19 protein-coding genes are annotated in these 17,136 nt (G+C 59.6%); 12 read left to right on the top strand and 7 right to left on the bottom strand.

The features are described 5' to 3' along the window. Positions 1 to 73: 73 nt before the first annotated feature. A complete protein-coding gene (locus tag BM074_RS20430; RefSeq protein ID WP_091924773.1) occupies positions 74 to 463 on the bottom strand; it encodes a 4a-hydroxytetrahydrobiopterin dehydratase in 390 nt (129 codons plus the stop codon). Between the two features lie 103 nt (positions 464 to 566). On the opposite strand from BM074_RS20430, the gene BM074_RS20425 reads away from it, so the two are divergent. The 7 genes from BM074_RS20425 to fae all read left to right on the top strand — a co-directional run bounded on the left by BM074_RS20425 (position 567) and on the right by fae (position 7,027). Next, positions 567 to 1,532, top strand: a complete 966-nt coding sequence (locus BM074_RS20425) for a beta-ribofuranosylaminobenzene 5'-phosphate synthase family protein (RefSeq protein ID WP_091924770.1) — start codon at positions 567 to 569, stop codon at positions 1,530 to 1,532. 36 nt (positions 1,533 to 1,568) lie between these two features. Further along, complete coding sequence (locus tag BM074_RS20420) at positions 1,569 to 2,465, top strand: NAD(P)-dependent methylenetetrahydromethanopterin dehydrogenase (RefSeq protein ID WP_091924767.1); 897 nt, start codon at positions 1,569 to 1,571, stop codon at positions 2,463 to 2,465. Continuing rightward, positions 2,443 to 3,624, top strand: a complete 1,182-nt coding sequence (locus tag BM074_RS20415; RefSeq protein ID WP_244533003.1) for an ATP-grasp domain-containing protein — start codon at positions 2,443 to 2,445, stop codon at positions 3,622 to 3,624. The genes BM074_RS20420 and BM074_RS20415 overlap by 23 nt, the downstream gene beginning before the upstream one ends. Beyond that, the gene (gene mch / locus BM074_RS20410; protein ID WP_091924764.1) at positions 3,621 to 4,580 is read left to right on the top strand and encodes a methenyltetrahydromethanopterin cyclohydrolase; all 960 of its coding nucleotides are present in this window, start codon (positions 3,621 to 3,623) and stop codon (positions 4,578 to 4,580) included. Before BM074_RS20415 ends, mch begins: the two co-directional genes overlap by 4 nt. 11 nt (positions 4,581 to 4,591) lie before the next feature. Beyond that, the gene (locus BM074_RS20405; protein ID WP_091924761.1) at positions 4,592 to 5,506 is read left to right on the top strand and encodes an ATP-grasp domain-containing protein; all 915 of its coding nucleotides are present in this window, start codon (positions 4,592 to 4,594) and stop codon (positions 5,504 to 5,506) included. After that, complete coding sequence (locus tag BM074_RS20400; protein ID WP_091924759.1) at positions 5,503 to 6,354, top strand: triphosphoribosyl-dephospho-CoA synthase; 852 nt, start codon at positions 5,503 to 5,505, stop codon at positions 6,352 to 6,354. The genes BM074_RS20405 and BM074_RS20400 overlap by 4 nt, the downstream gene beginning before the upstream one ends. 166 nt (positions 6,355 to 6,520) lie before the next feature. Continuing rightward, complete coding sequence (gene fae / locus BM074_RS20395; protein WP_027232877.1) at positions 6,521 to 7,027, top strand: formaldehyde-activating enzyme; 507 nt, start codon at positions 6,521 to 6,523, stop codon at positions 7,025 to 7,027. A gap of 130 nt (positions 7,028 to 7,157) precedes the next feature. Here the strand turns inward: fae and BM074_RS20390 are convergent, their stop codons facing one another. Then, the gene (locus BM074_RS20390; protein ID WP_244533001.1) at positions 7,158 to 7,880 is read right to left on the bottom strand and encodes a HisA/HisF-related TIM barrel protein; all 723 of its coding nucleotides are present in this window, start codon (positions 7,878 to 7,880) and stop codon (positions 7,158 to 7,160) included. Between BM074_RS20390 and BM074_RS20385 the strand changes: the two genes are divergently transcribed. After that, on the top strand, positions 7,879 to 8,964 hold the full coding sequence (locus BM074_RS20385) for a hydantoinase/oxoprolinase family protein (protein WP_091924756.1): 1,086 nt from the start codon (positions 7,879 to 7,881) through the stop codon (positions 8,962 to 8,964). The genes BM074_RS20390 and BM074_RS20385 overlap by 2 nt on opposite strands. Here BM074_RS20385 and BM074_RS20380 read toward each other — a convergent pair. The 5 genes from BM074_RS20380 to BM074_RS20360 are packed head-to-tail and all read right to left on the bottom strand — an operon-like array spanning position 8,955 to position 13,326. Beyond that, entirely contained in the window at positions 8,955 to 9,563 is a 609-nt protein-coding gene (locus BM074_RS20380; protein WP_091924753.1) for a DUF447 domain-containing protein, read from the bottom strand. The two genes, BM074_RS20385 and BM074_RS20380, sit on opposite strands and share 10 nt — an antisense overlap. Then, positions 9,560 to 10,960, bottom strand: coding sequence for a DUF6513 domain-containing protein (locus BM074_RS20375; protein ID WP_091924750.1), 1,401 nt, complete (start codon positions 10,958 to 10,960; stop codon positions 9,560 to 9,562). The genes BM074_RS20380 and BM074_RS20375 overlap by 4 nt, the downstream gene beginning before the upstream one ends. Then, on the bottom strand, positions 10,953 to 11,504 hold the full coding sequence (locus BM074_RS20370; RefSeq protein WP_091924747.1) for a flavoprotein: 552 nt from the start codon (positions 11,502 to 11,504) through the stop codon (positions 10,953 to 10,955). The genes BM074_RS20375 and BM074_RS20370 overlap by 8 nt, the downstream gene beginning before the upstream one ends. Next, complete coding sequence (locus BM074_RS20365; protein WP_091924744.1) at positions 11,501 to 12,136, bottom strand: amino acid kinase family protein; 636 nt, start codon at positions 12,134 to 12,136, stop codon at positions 11,501 to 11,503. The genes BM074_RS20370 and BM074_RS20365 overlap by 4 nt, the downstream gene beginning before the upstream one ends. Continuing rightward, positions 12,133 to 13,326 (bottom strand): (5-formylfuran-3-yl)methyl phosphate synthase, encoded by a 1,194-nt coding sequence (locus tag BM074_RS20360; RefSeq protein WP_091924741.1) that lies wholly within the window; start codon positions 13,324 to 13,326, stop codon positions 12,133 to 12,135. The genes BM074_RS20365 and BM074_RS20360 overlap by 4 nt, the downstream gene beginning before the upstream one ends. Positions 13,327 to 13,499: 173 nt before the next feature. On the opposite strand from BM074_RS20360, the gene BM074_RS20355 reads away from it, so the two are divergent. Genes BM074_RS20355 through BM074_RS20340 form a run of 4 tightly spaced genes read left to right on the top strand, consistent with a single transcriptional unit; the run spans position 13,500 to position 17,081 of the window. Further along, positions 13,500 to 14,720 (top strand): ABC transporter substrate-binding protein, encoded by a 1,221-nt coding sequence (locus BM074_RS20355; protein ID WP_244532995.1) that lies wholly within the window; start codon positions 13,500 to 13,502, stop codon positions 14,718 to 14,720. Positions 14,721 to 14,738: 18 nt separating this feature from the next. After that, complete coding sequence (locus tag BM074_RS20350; RefSeq protein WP_091924740.1) at positions 14,739 to 15,713, top strand: YVTN family beta-propeller repeat protein; 975 nt, start codon at positions 14,739 to 14,741, stop codon at positions 15,711 to 15,713. Between the two features lie 33 nt (positions 15,714 to 15,746). Further along, entirely contained in the window at positions 15,747 to 16,241 is a 495-nt protein-coding gene (locus BM074_RS20345; protein ID WP_027232886.1) for a cupredoxin domain-containing protein, read from the top strand. A gap of 33 nt (positions 16,242 to 16,274) precedes the next feature. After that, complete coding sequence (locus tag BM074_RS20340; protein ID WP_091924737.1) at positions 16,275 to 17,081, top strand: ATP-binding cassette domain-containing protein; 807 nt, start codon at positions 16,275 to 16,277, stop codon at positions 17,079 to 17,081. Positions 17,082 to 17,136 lie beyond the last annotated feature (55 nt).

The following is a 17,136-nucleotide window of genomic DNA, read 5'->3' as shown; positions in this document are numbered from 1 at the left end:
TTTCTGGTGCCAAGATTAACTTAGCTACTTCTTTTTCGATTGTGAACCCTGACGCCAGGCAAAAATCACGCGGTCAATCGTCGTATTTTACATAGGCAAAGCGCTGGTCTGTTTGCGGCGTTCCTTCCAGCGATCCCGTCTCCTTGCCGGGTTGCCACTGGACCACACTTTCGATCTTCTTGGCGAGTTCGAAGTCCTTGTCGGTAATGCCTTTGGCCGCGTGATTCTGGAGCAGGACCTCGACCCAGGCATAGGACGCCTTAAGATCCGGATGATGCCATGCGGCCTCCGCGAGATGACCGATCGTGTTGATGACCATCAATGTCGACTTCCAGCTCTGCGTTTTGTATTTGCGGCGAATCCAACCGTTCTCATAGCGCCAGTGAGGCAGTTCTTCCTTGAGCTTTGCGACGATTTCGCTTTCGGAATAGACGCGTTCCTTGATCTTCGGTTCATCGGTCATTGGCATTCCTCCCTATTTCGTCGCGCATCGCGCTTGCGCCGAATTCGAAAGACGATATCATAGTGGTGGGCCCGATTTTTGAGATTATGTAAAGAATAAGCAAATGTCGGATTCCGTCACTATCAAAGTCCCGGCCCGCCTGCATCTTGGTTTTCTCGATATTCCCCGCTCGCGGGACGATCGCTTCGGCAGCATTGGCCTGCCAGTCGAAGACATTGCGACGACATTGACGATTGCACGTAGCGCCGAGACGCATGTGGCCGGCGACGAAGAGGCGCGTATCACCCAGCACCTGGAAACGCTCTGCACATATCTCGGCATCAAGGCGCACCACAGGATCAGTATCCAACATGCGATCCCCCGCCACATCGGTCTTGGCTCCGGTACGCAGATTGCCCTCGCCGTTTCAGCCGCATTGCGCACTCTCCACGGACTGCCGCTTGAGCCTGCCAACGACGCCGTGCTCTTGAAGCGCGGATCGCGCTCGGGCATCGGGATTGCGGCGTTCGAGGAAGGCGGCGTCATCATCGACGCGGGGAAAGGCGATACCAACCGGGCACCGACGGTGGTTGCCCGTTTCGCATTTCCCGACGCCTGGCGCATCATTCTCGTCTTCGACAATGCTGCCCATGGCATCCACGGCGAGGCCGAGATCGCTGCTTTCCGCGCGCTTCCTCTGTTTCCTGTCGCGACATCCGCTTCGATCGCACGCACCGTACTCCTTGGGATCATGCCGTCATTGGTCGAGCGCGACCTTGCTGCCTTCGCGCGCGGGATTGCGTCCATCCAGACTGAAATCGGCAGCTATTTCGCGCCGGCCCAAGGGGGCGTTTTCACGAGTCGGAAGGTAGAGGCGACATTGCACCGGCTCGCCGACGCGGGCGCCCTTGGCATCGGGCAAAGTTCCTGGGGTCCGACCGGATTTGCCTTTGCACAGACGCAAGCCGAGGCGGAACGTATCGTCAGCGCCATTGGCGGCCGCGCTCCCGGCACGACGATCCAGATCGTTGCGGGCCGGAACGCGGGCGCGGAGATCACGCACAGCGCCCTCAATCTCGCCAGAGCTTGAAATCATGGGCGCCACAGCCAGAAAGGAGCGGGCACGATGAGCCGCAAGACGATCCTTCACATGTTGACGCCACTCCGGCACATGAGCCCGTTCGACGTGAACATGGCGCTCGATGCTGGTTTCGATGCGGCAATTCCCTATACGGAAGTCGGCCTCGCCGATATCGGCAACCTTGTCCAGGATGCGATTTTTTCCCGTCCGCCCGACGCCGGCGTCGCAACCGGCATCTTCATCGCCGGCAAGGATGCGCCGCTCGCGCTTGACATGCTGGGTGCAGCAAAAAAAGCCATGGTTCCGCCGTTCGAGGTCTCGGTATTTGCCGATCCGGCAGGATCGTTCACCACTGCCGCTGCCATGGTCGCCAAGGTGGAAAAGGCCCTTATCAAACACCATGATCGCGGCCTTGCCGGAACGGCTGTCGCCGTGTTTGGCGCAACCGGGGTCGTCGGCTATTGCACGGCGGTGATCGCCGCCAGCGAAGGCGCCAACGTTACCATCGTTGGCCATGACGGCATTGATCGCGTGACGGATATCGCAGCGTCGATCAAGGAGCGTTTCGGCGTCGTGGTCGAGCCTGCAGACGGCTCGACCGATGCGTACAAAACCGCCATCGTGCGCGCAACAGAGGTGGTGCTCGCCGCCGCCAAGGCCGGCGTGCAGGTCCTGTCAAAGGCGCAACTCGGATCGGCAGGCGGGCTGCTCGTCGCCGCCGACGTCAACGCGGTACCTCCGGCCGGCATTGAAGGGCTCAAGGTCAATGCCAACGGCGAACCGCTCGATGCGACACAGGCTGTCGGCATTGGTCCACTCTCCATCGGCAACGTCAAATACAAGACGCAGGCTGGTTTGTTCGAACAGATGATCGAGGCCAAGAAGCCGGTCGTCTATGATTTCCGGGACGCTTTCACACTTGCTCGCGAACTTGCCAAATAATGCCGCGATCCTGATCGCCGCGATATCCGGGCGCTCGCTGGCGGCCGCCGCTCGGCGCGCCGGTCTGCGGCCACTGGTTGCCGATCTTTTCAACGATGCCGATACGCTCAAGCTTGCTGAACGGGCCGTCAAGCTTCACGGCAGCCTTGAGGACGGGATCGATCCGCATGCAATCGTCGAGACCCTTGCCGGACTTGCCGGTGAAGCCCAATCAGTCGCTTTCGTGTACGGATCGGGGTTCGAGCGCCGACCCGAAATGCTGGAAGCAATCGCCAAGAGGTTTTCGCTTGGCGGCAATGCGGCCGACACTGTCCGGCTGGTGAAGGAACCCGCCAGCCTCGCAAGCCTCTGCCACGAGTTTTCCATCCCGCATCCGGAGATCCGCTTCGACAATCCCTTGGAAGCAACGGGCTGGCTGACAAAACTAGGCGGGGGAGCCGGCGGCTCACATGTCAAGCGCTTGAATGGGCATAATGTCATCCAGCCCCCCCTACCGGTGACGGAGGGGAGCGTTTTCGAACATACTAGCCCGCAAATGGGACACTATTTCCAGCGCTTCGTCGAAGGCAAGAACCTTTCAGCGCTGTTCCTCGCAGATGCAACGACGGCGCATATTGTCGGCTTCAGTCGGCAGTGGCCATCGCCGCATCCCGGTGCGCCGTTTCGCTATGGCGGCGCGGTTCGGCTGCGCCGCTACGACCGTGGCAAGGCTTTGCAAATTGAGGCTTGGCTCTCCACCCTGACGCAGCGCGCCGGCCTTGTCGGTCTGTGCAGCGCCGATTTCATCGAGGCTGAAAACGGTCTCAGTCTTATCGAAATCAATCCCCGCCCGGGGGCAACGCTCGATATTTTCGACAGCGACGCAACGCCGCTGCTGCGTGAACATTTGCGTGCACTAGCGGGCGCTTCCATTACGGTTCCTGCCTATCGCGGCTCGGCCGCATCGGCCATCGCTTACACCAATAGGCCAATCAGGGCCTTTCCGCCGGTCGACTGGCCGGCGATGACAGCCGATCACCAGACATCCGGAACTGCACTCGGTGCGGGGGATCCGGTCTGCACCGTGTTTGCGTCGGCGTCCTCGGCAGCAGCAGCCGAGCGCGCAGTAAGGCACCGCGTCAGGACGTTGGCGATCAATTGGGAGGAGGATTTCGCATGAGGGACGGTCATGCCTATCTGAACAGGAATGCACAGCGCCTCGCTGACGCGATGATCGAAGACGCCGATCGGCTCGGGATAAGCCATAGTCGCGGCAGCCTCGGCGAACACTTGATCGACGCCGGGGCCAAGGCTAGCGGGGGAATAGAGGCCGGCCTGCGCATTGTCGAAATCTGCATGGGCGGGCTTGCCACCGTCTCGGCCAGCCTCGATCGCAGTTTTGGCAAATGGCCATACACTGTGGACGTGCGTTCGTCGCAGCCGGTCCTTGCCTGCCTTGCCAGTCAGTACGCCGGCTGGAATCTTTCGCACGAAAAATACTTCGCCATGGGATCGGGACCGGTGCGGGCTCTCGCTCGAGTCGAGCCGTTATTCAAGGATATCCCCTATCGCGAGCTCGAGGCGCAGTCTTCCGTCGTGATGCTTGAAGCAGCGACGCCACCACCGGCGGAGATCGTTGAAAAGGTTGCGAAGGCGACGAAGCTCGACCCATCGCAATTGACCTTCATCTATGCGCCGACGCAGAGCCTCACGGGGTCGATGCAGATCGTGGGACGGGTCCTCGAAGTCGCCCTCCACAAGGCGCACGATCTCAACTTTCCGCTCGATGCCATTGTCGACGGCGCGGGACGGGCTCCAATACCTGCCCCGCATCCGGACTTCCTGAAAGCCATGGGCCGCACCAACGACGCCATTATTTATGGCGGCATCGTCCAGCTTTATGTGCGTGGCAGTTCGCAAGCGGCCCGCGACCTTGCCGAGCAGCTGCCGAGCCACCGGTCACGCGACCATGGACGGCCGTTCGCCGACATATTCAAGGCATTCAAAGGCGACTTCTACGCAATCGATCCGCATCTCTTCAGCCCTGCCGAGGTGATTGTAACCGCAATCGAAACCGGCGATACGTTTCGCAGCGGCAGCCGCGATGATGAAATGCTCGAGCAATCCCTGGGATGAGACGACCGTAAATGCCAGATACGATACTGATCCTATCCGACCGGGCCGATCGGCAGGTCAGACAATTACAGGCTTCGCTTGAGCGTCTCGGCTTCAATATCCTCACCTTGCACCTTGCCGATATCGCTTTCGATACCCGTTTCTCATCGGGACTTGCGATCCCGGGATTGAACGGCGCTTTGCCAGCGGGTGTCATCGTGCGTTCGATATCATCAGGATCGTTCGAGGCGATTACCCGAAGGCTCGGCATCCTGCATGCCTTCGCGCAAATGGGCGTTCCGGTGTGGAACTCGGCCAAGGCCATCGAGCGCTGCGTCGACAAATCGACGACCACTTTTCTGTTGGCGCATGCCGGTCTGCCGACGCCACAGACCTTTGCCGTCGAGAACCTCGCCAACGCGCGCGACGTTGCCGAGCGCGAGCTTGGGCACGGCCCCCTGGTGCTGAAGCCGCTATTTGGATCGCAAGGCAAAGGTTTACGCCTCATCAGGAGCGTCGAAGACCTCCCCCAGCCTGAAGAAGTCGACGACATCTATTACCTGCAGCGTTACGTTGCGCATTCGGGACCGCCCTTCTGCGACTACCGGGTTTTTACATGCGCCGGTGAGGTGCTGGGCATGATGGCGCGCCGCGCCGACGGCTGGATCACCAACATGGCCAAGGGCGCCAAGGCCGAACCCGTCATCGGTACCGTGCGTCCGCTCCTCGAAAGCCTAGCGCTTGCCGCGTCTGCAGCCATCGGCACTGACTTTGCCGGCATCGATATCGTGCCTGCCGCCGATGGCCGCCTTCTCGTCCTTGAGGTCAACAGCATGCCGGCCTGGACCGGCTTGCAATCGGTCGTGCCGGTGCGCATTGCCGATCGCATCGCGGGTGCACTCGCCGCCCGCATCGCTCCCGCACTCGATGAAAGGCCTGCTGCGTGAAACCGACACGCGAGCAGATAAGGCGTGCCTATATCGATGCCTGTTATCACGAGATCGACGCGCTCAAACCGGGAAACGTGCATCGATTTGCCGACGGCCACAAGATGAGCGTCGCACAGTTCTTCGACAGTGCCCAGGCTTCGGCTACGCCGATTGCGGACCCTGAACTTGCCATTGGCGCTCGCATCCTTGCCGCGATCAGGGCGACGCGGCAGAAGGTTGAAACCAACACCAATCTCGGCATCGTTCTCCTTTGTGCGCCGCTGGCACAGGCTGCGGAGCGCGGCGGCGCCGACCTGCGCGCGAACCTTGATGCCGTGCTTGCGGCGCTCGACGTCGAGGACGCGCGCAATGCGTTCGCCGCGATCGTCCTTGCGCAGCCCGGCGGTCTCGGTTCCGCCACCAGACATGACGTGGCAGAAGAACCCGCAGTCACGCTTCTCGAAGCGATGCGCGAAGCCGCCGACCGTGACATGATTGCCCGCCAATATGCCACCGGCTTTGCTGATATCTTCAGCGGCGGATTTGCCGCGCACGCTGCCGCTGTCCAAGCGGGCGAGGAGCACATGTGGCCCGTCGTTTTCCTCTATCTCCATTACCTGTCGGCCTTTGCCGACAGTCACATCGCTCGCAAGTTCGGTGCGGCGCGCGCTGAAGCAACACGCAAGAAGGCGGCGCATATACTGGAGCGTGTACACGCTCTTAAGGACGGCACTGAACGGGAAAAGCTGCTCCTCGCCTTCGATGCCGAGCTCAAGCATGATGGCATCAACCCCGGCACGTCCGCCGACCTCACCGTTGCAACCCTTTTTGCGCTACAACTCAACTTGGTCTTGCATATTCCCTAGGTAAATGATTGAATTTCGTCAGTGGATTTCATCCGCTGCTATCTGGCCAACCGACCCCCAACTCAAGGGTGCTGCGAACAAGGATAGCTGTCCATCGAGCGTCGTGTCTCGAGGTGCGGCATCTTTGGACGAACCATTTGGGACCGCTATAGGGAGGAAATAGGCTGTGGCGAAAATCAATAAAGTTATGGTTGGCGAGTCGCTGGTTGGCGACGGAAATGAAGTTGCGCATATCGATCTTCTGATCGGGCCGCGTGGCAGCGCCGTTGAGACGGCATTCTGCAATGCGTTGACGAACAACAAGGATGGGTTCACCTCCCTGCTTGCCGTCATTGCTCCGAACCTCGCATGCAAACCCAATACGATCCTGTTCAACAAGGTTACCATCAAGGGCGCCAAGCAGGCCGTCCAGATGTTCGGACCGGCACAGCATGCTGTTGCCAAGGCGGTTCAGGACAGTGTTGCCGACGGAACGATTCCTGCGGACGAAGCCGACGATATCTTCATCTGCGTTGGCGTTTTCATCCATTGGGAAGCAGAGAGCGACGCAAAGATCCAGGACTACAACTATCGCGCCACGAAGGAAGCAATCCAACGCGCAGTAACGGGCAAGCCGACGGCCGCGGAAGCAACCGCCCAGCGCGATTCCGTGAAGCACCCCTTCAGCGCATAGACAAGAGACAACCCCGCACAGAGCGCGCCCTCTGTTGAACCGGATGGCCTGCTGCGCCGGTTGGCAAAACTCTTGGGATTCTAGGTTTCGAGGAAGGGGACACCCTCTTCCTCGAAGGCTCTGCGCCTTTTCACACCTTGTGCATGAAAGATGCGATCGCCTCTGAGGCGAGAGCACCATTGTGAAGCGACGTCGCTACAAGTGCGCCCTCGATGCCCATGGCGGCGAGCTGGTGAAGGTCGTTGGCATCGCGGATACCGCCGGCGGCGATGACCGATCGATTGTCGGCACGCCGCTTTATGTCAGCTAGCCAACTGAAGTTCGGACCCGCGTTCGCGCCAATACTGCCAAGGGTCATCACGATGATATTCGACGGCCAGGTTTGGGCATCCGCGAGGATCCCCTCTGGTCCAAGAAATGCGTTGCCGCGAAAATCTAGGGATAGAATGATGCCGGGCATCTTGAGAAGCGCCAAATCGCGCTGGGACTCGGAGCCAATGACCGGAACAATTCCCTTGAGCGACAGTGCTTGTTCAACCTCTTCTTGAGCAGAGAATCCGGCATCTAGCCAGATGGCCGAGGACGCGAGCGCGTCCTGCAGTTGCGACACGAGGTGAAGTGGCGGATGGCGGCCTTCGATTGCGTCGAGATCGGCGACGTAGACAAGTGGAAACGGATAGAGCGAGTTAAGGCCCCGTGCGACATCGCCTATCTCGGCCGTCGGGCTCAGCGGGGTCTCGATGGGGCGATAATTGGCACGATCGCCGAGATGCGCCCGCACCACGCGGCCGTCTTTTATGTCGATTACCGGAATGATATGCACAGGGTCGAATCCAAGTGATGAGAGTGCCATGAAACCGCGATTTGCCAATGAAAGAAAGCCCCTCGTAACCGGTTGGGATCTTGGCGGTGCACACCTGAAACAGGCGAAATGCCTGGGCGGTGAGATCGTCTCCGCGCAGATTGTAAAGACCCCCCTATGGCTCGGCATCGACCAATTGCGCGCAGCGCTGCGTGAAATGGGGCCTTTGCGCGAAGCGGGCAACCTCAATGTCTTCACTATGACCGGCGAACTTTCCGACACCTTTGCGTCGCGCGACGCAGGGATCGCCGGCCTGCTCGATCTTATTGAGGCCGAATTCGGTAGCGATGACACGCTGATCTATGCGGGACGGGCGGGATTTTGCGATGTCACGACGGCGCGCGGGCTTGGAAGCGACATTGCGTCTGCAAATTGGCACGCGACGGCAAGTTTAAGCGCCAAGCTCCTGGACAGCGGGCTTTTCGTCGATATGGGTTCGACCACCACCGACATACTTGCCTTCAAGGCCGGCGAGATCGCGAACGACGGCTATACCGATGCTGAGCGGCTTTTGACAGGGGAACTGGTCTACACCGGATTTGCCCGTTCGGCGCTTATCGGCATCGCGGCGCTGGTACCGGTGCAAGGCCGCATGACACCCCTGATGAACGAGTATTTCGCCAACACCGCCGATCTCGGCCGCATTCTCGGCACGCTGGATGAAGCCGACGACAAATATCCATCGGCCGATCGCCAGGCAAAGTCTGTCGCCGGCTCTATGGCGCGTCTCGCACGCATGGTCGGGCGCGACAGTGCCGATCTGGAATACGACGAGTGGGTGGATATCGCGCGGTGGTTCAGCGAGCATCAGCTGCGCATGATCCATGACGGCGCCTTCCGCGTTGCGCGGCGCATAGGGTCGAATTATGCGGCACCTATCGTCGGTGCGGGCATTGGCCGGCCGCAGATCAAGCGTCTTGCAGCGCGACTTGAACGCCCCTTTCTCGATTTCGGATCGCTTATCCCGGCAACCGATGCTGCGCGCGATGATGCGAGCAAGGCGGCGCCGGCTGCTGCGGTCGCACTTTTGGGCTCAATGCATCTTAAAGGAACTGAAGCTCCCTATCAGCCGTGATGATGCTCATGATGGATGGCATCCTTGCCTTTCGCATCGCGGGCATCGCGATGGTCCTTCACTCTTTGCATCAGCCATGACCAGGCCTGTTGCTCGTCAGGGCCGGCCGTTTTCTCCATGGCTATCGATAGATATTTTATCTCGGCCTCGATCTTTTCAGGTGGCAGCATGTGTAATCGGCTGACGAGAATCGCGAGTTCGAGGATGGCTGCCTTGGCGCGGTTGAGCCCGGTAAACGGAGCGTGCGTCTCTTCCGACACGATCTCGCAAAGATGCTGGGGTCGAAGGCCGTCATCATTGACCGAAACAACCTTCAGAACCGAGTGGCTGAGCGCCGATTGGAGACGGGGAACTTTGCAACCCTTGACGGCGACAGTGGGCCAGTCTTTGCGCCCGGTCAGGCATCCGGCAAAAACCAGCATATCGTCCGTGTAGTTGGCGATTGCATAGGGCACTGCAGCGAGGTTTTCCAGCGTCTTTGACGGCCGGAACGGCGCAATGATCCATTTGTCGTCCTGCTGGATAATGCCGAGCGGAGCGATATGCACCGCGCCTTGATTGTCCACGGTCGTTACGATCGTTTCCCTGATGTAGGTCATGGCGCCACATCCTTTTTTGTCCGCAACGTATGTCCAGCCTCGGCCAGCCTCGTGCGGTCCTCTTGTTTCTCAGGCGCAGCAGCGCCCCATGCGAGCGGCTCGTCCTGCGCATAACGCTTGCCGAGCTTCCAGGCGATTTCCGCTTTGGTCAGTTCCGCGCCGAGATAGAAGGCGTGAGCGCCATCAGCCTCAACGCCGAGACCAGGGAAAAGTTCGAATACGTCCTGTGCCGTCCGGTGGGCCTTACCGTTGAAAACATGGACGCCGTCCGGCGCAGTCATGATGCGGAAATTCGCATCGCGAACGTCAGCGGCAAGCGTATCGATATCCTGAATACTGTGCGGATAGGGTTTGCGATCATGCACCTGCAACAATCCGGCATCGTAACCACGCGGCAAGGCGTGATCCTCCTTCGCAGCGAACATGATGCGGCGGGCGCGGTCATGCTCCTCAACAGTGCGCACCGTGTGTGGACTGACGTTGACGACGAGCACATTTTGGATCGAGAGCTCGGAACAAAGTCCGGCGAGGACCGCCGTAACCCCTGAAGAGTCGGCGTCGGTGAGTTCGGTGAGATTGCCTGTGCCCATCATCATGGGAATGTCCGGCCAGCGTTTCCGCGCTTCGATGAAACGGCCAATCGAGGCCGCAAAGCCGAAGTGGATGGGATCGAGGACCGGATCGGCGATGAAGGATATACCGGCCGTCTGCGCCGCTGAAATCGCACGGCCGAGTGAATCGAGATCGCCGGCAGCCGCGGGGATGAGGATGGGCGTCGCACGATATTTTTCGGCAAGCCAAAAGGTCTCCTCGGTCAGGCTGAGGAGATAGTCGGCGCCAGCTGCGGCCCCCTCCTCCAGCTCCTTGATATTGGCGGAATCAACGCTGACCTTGAGGCCCATTGCCTTGAGGCTGCGAACGGCCTCGGCGAGATGCGGAAACGGTGTTTCCGGCAGGCAACCGAGATCGATTACATCGGCGCCAGCGGCGCTGAGCGTCATTGCACGCCGAACCAGCGCCTCGATGCCCAACGCCGATGCGTCGACGATCTCGGCAAAAATCCTCATGTCATGGCGCGAAAGATCGACGGGCTTACCGGCCCGCCCAAGGAAGGCGGGAAGGTCGGCCACCTCATCCGGACCGCGCACGAAAGCCACACCGAACCTGTCGCTAAGCCGCGCAAGATCACCACGGTAGCGCCCGGGCAGGATCACGCGGTCTGCAGTCAACGGCGACTTCAAACGGCGCGAAATGATCTCCTCGGTCATTAAGGCCGCGACCTTCACGCCGATATCGACGATCTCATAGGAAAAAGTCGTTTCCCCGAGGTCGGCGAGAACCCGCTCCAGCCGCGACCGCGCCAGGTGCCCGGTCAGGAATAGCAGGCGCTCAGCCATCGCTGGCGATCTCATTATGCCGCTGTGCGATGAGCCCCTGCAGTTCGGAAAGTGATTCCACGACCTTGGTGCGTGGATAGGCCTTCAGGCGCTCGGTGTTTTCCAGGTCGATGGGCCGGGGATAGACCTTGACCATGCCGCCCGGCGCCATGGTTTCAAGTTCCGGCGCGGTGTCGCAGGCAAAGACGATCGACGGCACGCGGCACTTGCCGGCCTGCGCGTAAACATTGGTGGGCAAGGAGTCCGATATGCCAGCGACGCATTTCGCCACCGTGTTCGAGGTAGCCGGTGCAATCACTGCCGTATGATAAACGCCGTGGTAAAACCCTCCGATCGGGATGGAACTGGCCGTCTTGTCGTGGAGAACGCGCATCGTATCGGGGAAATCGAGCTTCAGGCCATACATGCGCAGGACCTCATTCGCCGCTTTGGATACGAATATATCGCAGTGTTCGAGCGTACGGATCAACTCGAAGCTTTCGATGAAGAAGTGGCCCGAGCCGGTAAGGGCCCAGGCCCAGCGCGGCGTATGAAGTTGTGTCATTGAGCACTCATGGCTTCAGCAATATTGCAACGCATGATCGGGTGTCCGGGGATCGTTGCCAAGGGTAATTTCAACGCGTCGAGTGTCTGCGGACCGGCAATATAAAGATCAATGTCGGGGGCAAGCATCTTGTCCAGCAGCGGATCGACAATAGCGGCGTCAGCAAGGGCGGAAAGCGATGCGCAATGCAGGTATTCGTCCGTCTGTTTGATGAGAAGCAGCGCTTTGGCCCCGAGTTTTTCTGCGAGCCAAGCGCTCAGCGAATCGGACGTCACATTCCAAGAGCGCTCGACATCGGCGGCGTCGATCGTCATGGTCGAAGGCAGCCAGACAGGAATACGTTCCGCCACCAGCACGTCACCTATCTCGCCGACAGTTCGGGCAAGGCGAAGCCTGTCATGGCGCTCGGCAAGCATCATGCCGAACTGATCCATGGAGAGGATCGCCATGGCGTGAGCAGCGTCATCCGAAATGCCGAACCGCTTTTGCGCAAGCCGCACCTGGTCCGCAAAGGGGCCACCGCCGGGGACGATTACGAGCGGAAAGGTCGAGCTCGCCAGAGCGTCGATCCAGTGCTGCATTTCCGCCTTTCCCGCCGTGCTCCCGCCGAGCTTCACGACAAGCGGTTTCATGAGGTCGCGCCGCCCTTCCTGCCTCCATGCACATGCACCTGCTCGGCTTTGCCCTGTCTCGACTTGGCCGAATTTCGCATGTCGTTCTTGCGCTCGATCTCGACGCCGACGCCGCCTGGCCCGAGTTCCAGTTTCTCCGCCCGGACGACAACACGGGTCACGCGTGGATTCTCCAGAACCAGCGCCGCCACCTGTTCCGCCAATGTCTCGGCGAGCTCGACATGGCCCTGCGCAACGATCGCCCGGATGCCGTCCATTATGAGGTCGTAGGAAACGACATGGCGCATGTCCTCGGGATTGCGCGTCACGCGGAGCACATCCGCAGTAACATCGAAGCGGACCTTCTGGCTCTTGCCGTGTTCGAAACTATAGGCGCCGATCTGCACGGGAACGACGAAATCCCGGACGAAGATCTTGTCGGTCCCGAGGCCGGCTTCTGCGGGATCGGGAAAGTAGGCGCGGGCGGCGAGCAGCTTGTAGTCGACACCCGGAGGCGCGCGCCGCCCCTCCGTCTCCGGAATAAGGCCACGTATCTTCGCTGTCGCCTGCGCGTCAACAGGCGAATTACGGCTGAGCCCCGCGCACAGCGCCCCGCGAAATCCGAGAAAATCGGGCTTGAAGGCAAGGAGCCGCGGAACGTCCGGCGCCTCGAGCGATCCCGCAACGCCGCACATCAATTCGTGCGAATGGCACTCCTTGATGAAATGGCCGATCTGGTCGGGCGTCATGTGGTCGAGCAGCCGGCCCGAAGCCTTGTCCGCGGTATCGATCATAACGCCATGAAACCCTGCAGCGGCCAGCTTCTCGACAAGGTTTTCATCATATTCCGCCACATGATCCGCGAAGAGAACGGCAATCAATTTTCCGTGCGTTGCGAGCGGCTTCAGTACCTCGATGCAGGCATCGAGCTGCGCGTTCGGGAAGAACCCAACCTTGAGATAATCGATCCCGGCCGCCGCAATTTCCTCGACCTTGCTGCGGATTGTGTCAGGGTGCATCGGCAGATCGCCACAGGCAGCGCTGAGCGGTCGGCGTCCGGCAATATAATCCTTTACTTCCAATAGCTTGGATAGTTCCACCGCGCCCAGGGCACCATTTGCCGGATCCTTCAGATCGATGATATCGGCGCCGTTCAGAAAGACGATTTCCGCTTCCTGGCGATCCCTTACGCTGGCCAGCATCTGCGTCATTGGCGCGCTCCCGACAGAATGAACATCACATCAACCAACGCGTGAGAAAAGCTGACACGGTGGGTTGAGATTTCGGCGGGCTTGTTTAAAAACACTCTGGGCACCTCTGTTCTTAAGCGACCGCCATGACGCGAATGGCGGCAAAACGGAATGGTATGATCATGAAGAGTACGGTGCCAAACACTCTCGTGTTTTTATTCGGCTTTTTTTTGCTCTTCGTCAACGTCCCTTCCCTAAACGCACAAGCTACACAACCCGACAAATCTGCAAAACCTGCGCTTGATGTACGCATCGGTTATCTGCGCGCCTATGAGCCGCAACTTGCGCTCTCCGTACTCGATATTCCGCCGCGCGACGAGGGCGTGGCCGGCGCAAACGTTGCCATTAACGACAACAATACGACCGGCAAATTTCTCGGCCAATCCTTTATTCTCGATGTAACGGAAGCCAAGCCGCAGGCCGACATCGTGCCCGTTTTCAAGGAAATGCTGGCGCGGGGCGATCGCCTTATCCTCGCCGACATTTCAGCCAAGCAACTGCTTTCGATCGCCGATCTTGCCAAGGAAAATGGCGCGATCCTCTTCAATGTCGGGGCCACCGACGATTCGCTTCGGGAAGAGGAATGCCGTTCGAATGTCTTCCATACGGCGCCCACCCGCTCGATGCTGGCTGACGGCCTCGCGCAATATCTTGTCTGGAAACAATGGCGCAAATGGGTGCTGCTTTATGGCTCCCACGACGGCGACAAGCTTTACGCCGATGCGATGAGGCGCGCCGCCACGCGTTTCGGCGCGACCATCGTCGAAGAGCGGCTTTACGAGGACAAGGGCACCGCACGCCGCACTGACACAGGCGTCATCCAGGTACAAAAGCAGATGCCGGTATTCACCCAGAACCTGCCCGAACATGACGTCGTGATCGTCGCCGACGAAAGCGAGGTCTTCGGCAGCTATGTGCCCTATCGGACCTGGACGCCGCGTCCAGTTGCAGGCACGGCGGGGCTTGTGGCTTCGAGCTGGCATCCCGCCAGCGAACAATGGGGCGGATCGCAAATCCAGAACCGTTTCGCCAAGGCGACTGGTCGCCGGATGCTTTCAAAGGACATGCAGGCATGGACTGCGGTCCGCATTGTCGGCGAGGCGGTCACACGGACGAAAGGCAATGATCCGAAGCAGGTCGAGGACTACATCAAGTCGGACGGTTTCTCGATTGCCGCGTTCAAGGGCCAGAAGCTGACCTTCCGCAATTGGAATTGGCAGTTGCGCCAACCTGTTCTGATCGGCGATGGCCACGGGGTGGTGTCGACTTCGCCGCAGGAGGGCTTCCTGCATCAATTCTCCGAGCTGGATACGCTCGGCGTCGACAGGCCGGAGACCAAGTGTAAACTGAACTAGAAATACTGGGAGGACTGAATGCGACGGACCTTACGCCTGCTCGCCGCGACTGCGGCTCTGCCATTTCTTGCGGGCCCAAGCCTTGCGAATATGGTCTACGTGTCGAACGAGAAAGACAACACGGTCACCGTCGTCGATTCGAAATCAATGGAAGTCGTCAAGACGCTCGAAGTCGGACAGAGGCCGCGGGGAATTACCATCTCGCAGGACGGTAAATTCGTCTACGTCTGCGCCAGCGACGACGATACGGTGGAGATCATCGATACCGCCTCCGGCGAGATCGTAGGATCGCTTCCCTCCGGTCCTGATCCCGAACTTTTCGTGCTCTCGCCGGACGGCAAGAAGCTCTACATTGCCAATGAAGACGACAATCTCGTCACCGTCATCGATATCGAGAGCAAGAATGTCATCGCCGAGATACCGGTCGGGGTTGAGCCGGAAGGCATGGGTGTCAGCCCTGACGGCAAGACCATCGTCAACACGTCGGAAACGACCAACATGGCGCATTTCATCAATACCGACACTCACGAAATCACCGATAATGTCCTTGTCGACTCCCGCCCGCGCTTTGCCCAGTTCAAACCTGACGGCTCCGAGGTCTGGGTGTCAGCCGAAGTCGGCGGCACCGTGTCGGTTATCGACAACGCCAAGCGCGAAGTGACCCACAAGATCACGTTCGAGATCCAGGGGCTGCGGTCGGAACAGATCCAGCCCGTCGGCATTCGCATCACCGCTGACGGCAAGAAAGCCTATGTCGCTCTCGGACCGGCCAACCGCGTCGCGGTCGTCAATGCCGAGACCTACGAGGTGGAGAAATACATCCTCGTCGGGCAACGCGTATGGCAGCTCGCCTTCACACCGGACGGCAAGAACATCATCAGCACCAACGGGCTTTCGAATGACATCACCTTCATCGATACGGCCACGGACGAGCCGATAAAGTCCGTTACCGTCGGGCAACTGCCCTGGGGTGTCGTGGTGGCGCCGAACTGACCAATGAATGACGCATATCAAGGGAGGAAAAGTATGAGAAATTTCAAGACGGTCGCCCTCGCGACATTCCTGAGCATTGTGGCCGCCCAAACGGCATTTGCACAGGCCGATGATGACGACGACGATCAGGCGGCACCGAAGCCGAAGGCCGAAGCACAAACCAAGGCACCGGCGGTCACGCGTGCGAGCAAGAACCTCCCGGAACTCATTCTTGGCTCCAAGACCGACGACTTCGCCGTAAACCAGAAGGATTTCGAGCTTGTCGCCGGACAAGGCTACCGCTGGAAGATCACCTCGGCCGCCGGTTTCGAATACAAGTTCTTTACCGACCTTTTCCGCAACGTCTGGATGAATCAGATCGTCATCAACGAGCTCGAGGTGCACATGAACGGGGCGCCCGCCTGGCTCGAATTCGATTCACCCGGCACGATCAATGTTCAATTCACCGCGGTTCGCCCGGGCGAATACACATGGTCGGTTCCCGACCTTGCCGACAAGGGAATGAAGGGTAAGATTACCGTCAAATAAGTGATACCGCATACGGTACCAGGGTGGAGCTCAATGGGTACAAATGCCGGACTGAGAAATATCGAAGGCAGGACTTTGCCGGAAGCAGACGTTCCCGCATTGCAATTGACTTCGGTGAGTTACGCCTATGGCAAACGACAAGCGCTGGATGACATATCATTCTCGATTGCGCCCGCACGTTTTGCCGTTCTTTTGGGTTTGAATGGAGCGGGCAAGACGACGCTGTTCTCATTGATCAGCCACCTCTTTGCCACGCGGCAAGGGAATATTCATGTCTTCGGGCACGATATAAACCGCAAGTCCGGCGACGCGCTACGGCGCCTGGGAATTGTTTTCCAGGCGCGAACGCTTGATCTCGACCTTTCCGTACACCAGAACCTGGCCTACCACGCCTCGCTCCACGGCATTGGGTCGCGGCAGGCAAACCAGCGCATCAATGAGCTCTTGATGTCGATAGACATGAGCGACCGCCTGCACGAGAAGGCGCGCAGCCTTTCCGGCGGGCAGATTCGCCGCGTCGAAATCATACGCGCGCTTTTGCACCAGCCGTCGCTGCTGCTGCTCGACGAAGCGACGGTCGGGCTCGACATCAAGTCGCGCGCAACGATCCTTTCCGACATCCGCAAGCTCGTCCAGAACGAGGGCATCAGCGTACTTTGGGCGACCCATCTCATCGACGAGGTCAGCCATGCCGACCAAGTGATCGTGCTCGATCGGGGCAAGCTCGTCGCCAATGGCCCCGTGCACGACGTCATCAAACGCGCGGGCGCCGAGACGATCAACGAAGCATTTTCGCGGCTTACGGGCATCGTGGCGTTAACCCCAGGGCTGAAACCATGACGGACATTGCCGGAAACGTACCGCTTCCCCGGTCCTCGGCGCGCAAACGCTTCGG

This window comes from Phyllobacterium sp. CL33Tsu (assembly GCF_900113985.1).
Taxonomy (GTDB): Bacteria; Pseudomonadota; Alphaproteobacteria; order Rhizobiales; family Rhizobiaceae; genus Phyllobacterium; species Phyllobacterium pellucidum.
The sequence above is the reverse complement of the archived record's forward strand: the minus strand, read 5'-3'. Positions and strand labels throughout refer to the sequence as shown.

Bases quoted from the DNA above. Each gene is read 5' to 3' on its own strand.
- BM074_RS20430 (WP_091924773.1), bottom strand. From the start codon at position 463: ATGACCGATGAACCGAAGATCAAGGAACGCGTCTATTCCGAAAGCGAA.
- BM074_RS20425 (WP_091924770.1), top strand. From the start codon at position 567: ATGTCGGATTCCGTCACTATCAAAGTCCCGGCCCGCCTGCATCTTGGT.
- BM074_RS20420 (WP_091924767.1), top strand. From the start codon at position 1,569: ATGAGCCGCAAGACGATCCTTCACATGTTGACGCCACTCCGGCACATG.
- mch (WP_091924764.1), top strand. From the start codon at position 3,621: ATGAGGGACGGTCATGCCTATCTGAACAGGAATGCACAGCGCCTCGCT.
- BM074_RS20405 (WP_091924761.1), top strand. From the start codon at position 4,592: ATGCCAGATACGATACTGATCCTATCCGACCGGGCCGATCGGCAGGTC.
- BM074_RS20385 (WP_091924756.1), top strand. From the start codon at position 7,879: ATGAAACCGCGATTTGCCAATGAAAGAAAGCCCCTCGTAACCGGTTGG.
- BM074_RS20390 (WP_244533001.1), bottom strand. From the start codon at position 7,880: ATGGCACTCTCATCACTTGGATTCGACCCTGTGCATATCATTCCGGTA.
- BM074_RS20380 (WP_091924753.1), bottom strand. From the start codon at position 9,563: ATGACCTACATCAGGGAAACGATCGTAACGACCGTGGACAATCAAGGC.
- BM074_RS20375 (WP_091924750.1), bottom strand. From the start codon at position 10,960: ATGGCTGAGCGCCTGCTATTCCTGACCGGGCACCTGGCGCGGTCGCGG.
- BM074_RS20370 (WP_091924747.1), bottom strand. From the start codon at position 11,504: ATGACACAACTTCATACGCCGCGCTGGGCCTGGGCCCTTACCGGCTCG.
- BM074_RS20365 (WP_091924744.1), bottom strand. From the start codon at position 12,136: ATGAAACCGCTTGTCGTGAAGCTCGGCGGGAGCACGGCGGGAAAGGCG.
- BM074_RS20360 (WP_091924741.1), bottom strand. From the start codon at position 13,326: ATGACGCAGATGCTGGCCAGCGTAAGGGATCGCCAGGAAGCGGAAATC.
- BM074_RS20350 (WP_091924740.1), top strand. From the start codon at position 14,739: ATGCGACGGACCTTACGCCTGCTCGCCGCGACTGCGGCTCTGCCATTT.
- BM074_RS20345 (WP_027232886.1), top strand. From the start codon at position 15,747: ATGAGAAATTTCAAGACGGTCGCCCTCGCGACATTCCTGAGCATTGTG.
- BM074_RS20340 (WP_091924737.1), top strand. From the start codon at position 16,275: ATGGGTACAAATGCCGGACTGAGAAATATCGAAGGCAGGACTTTGCCG.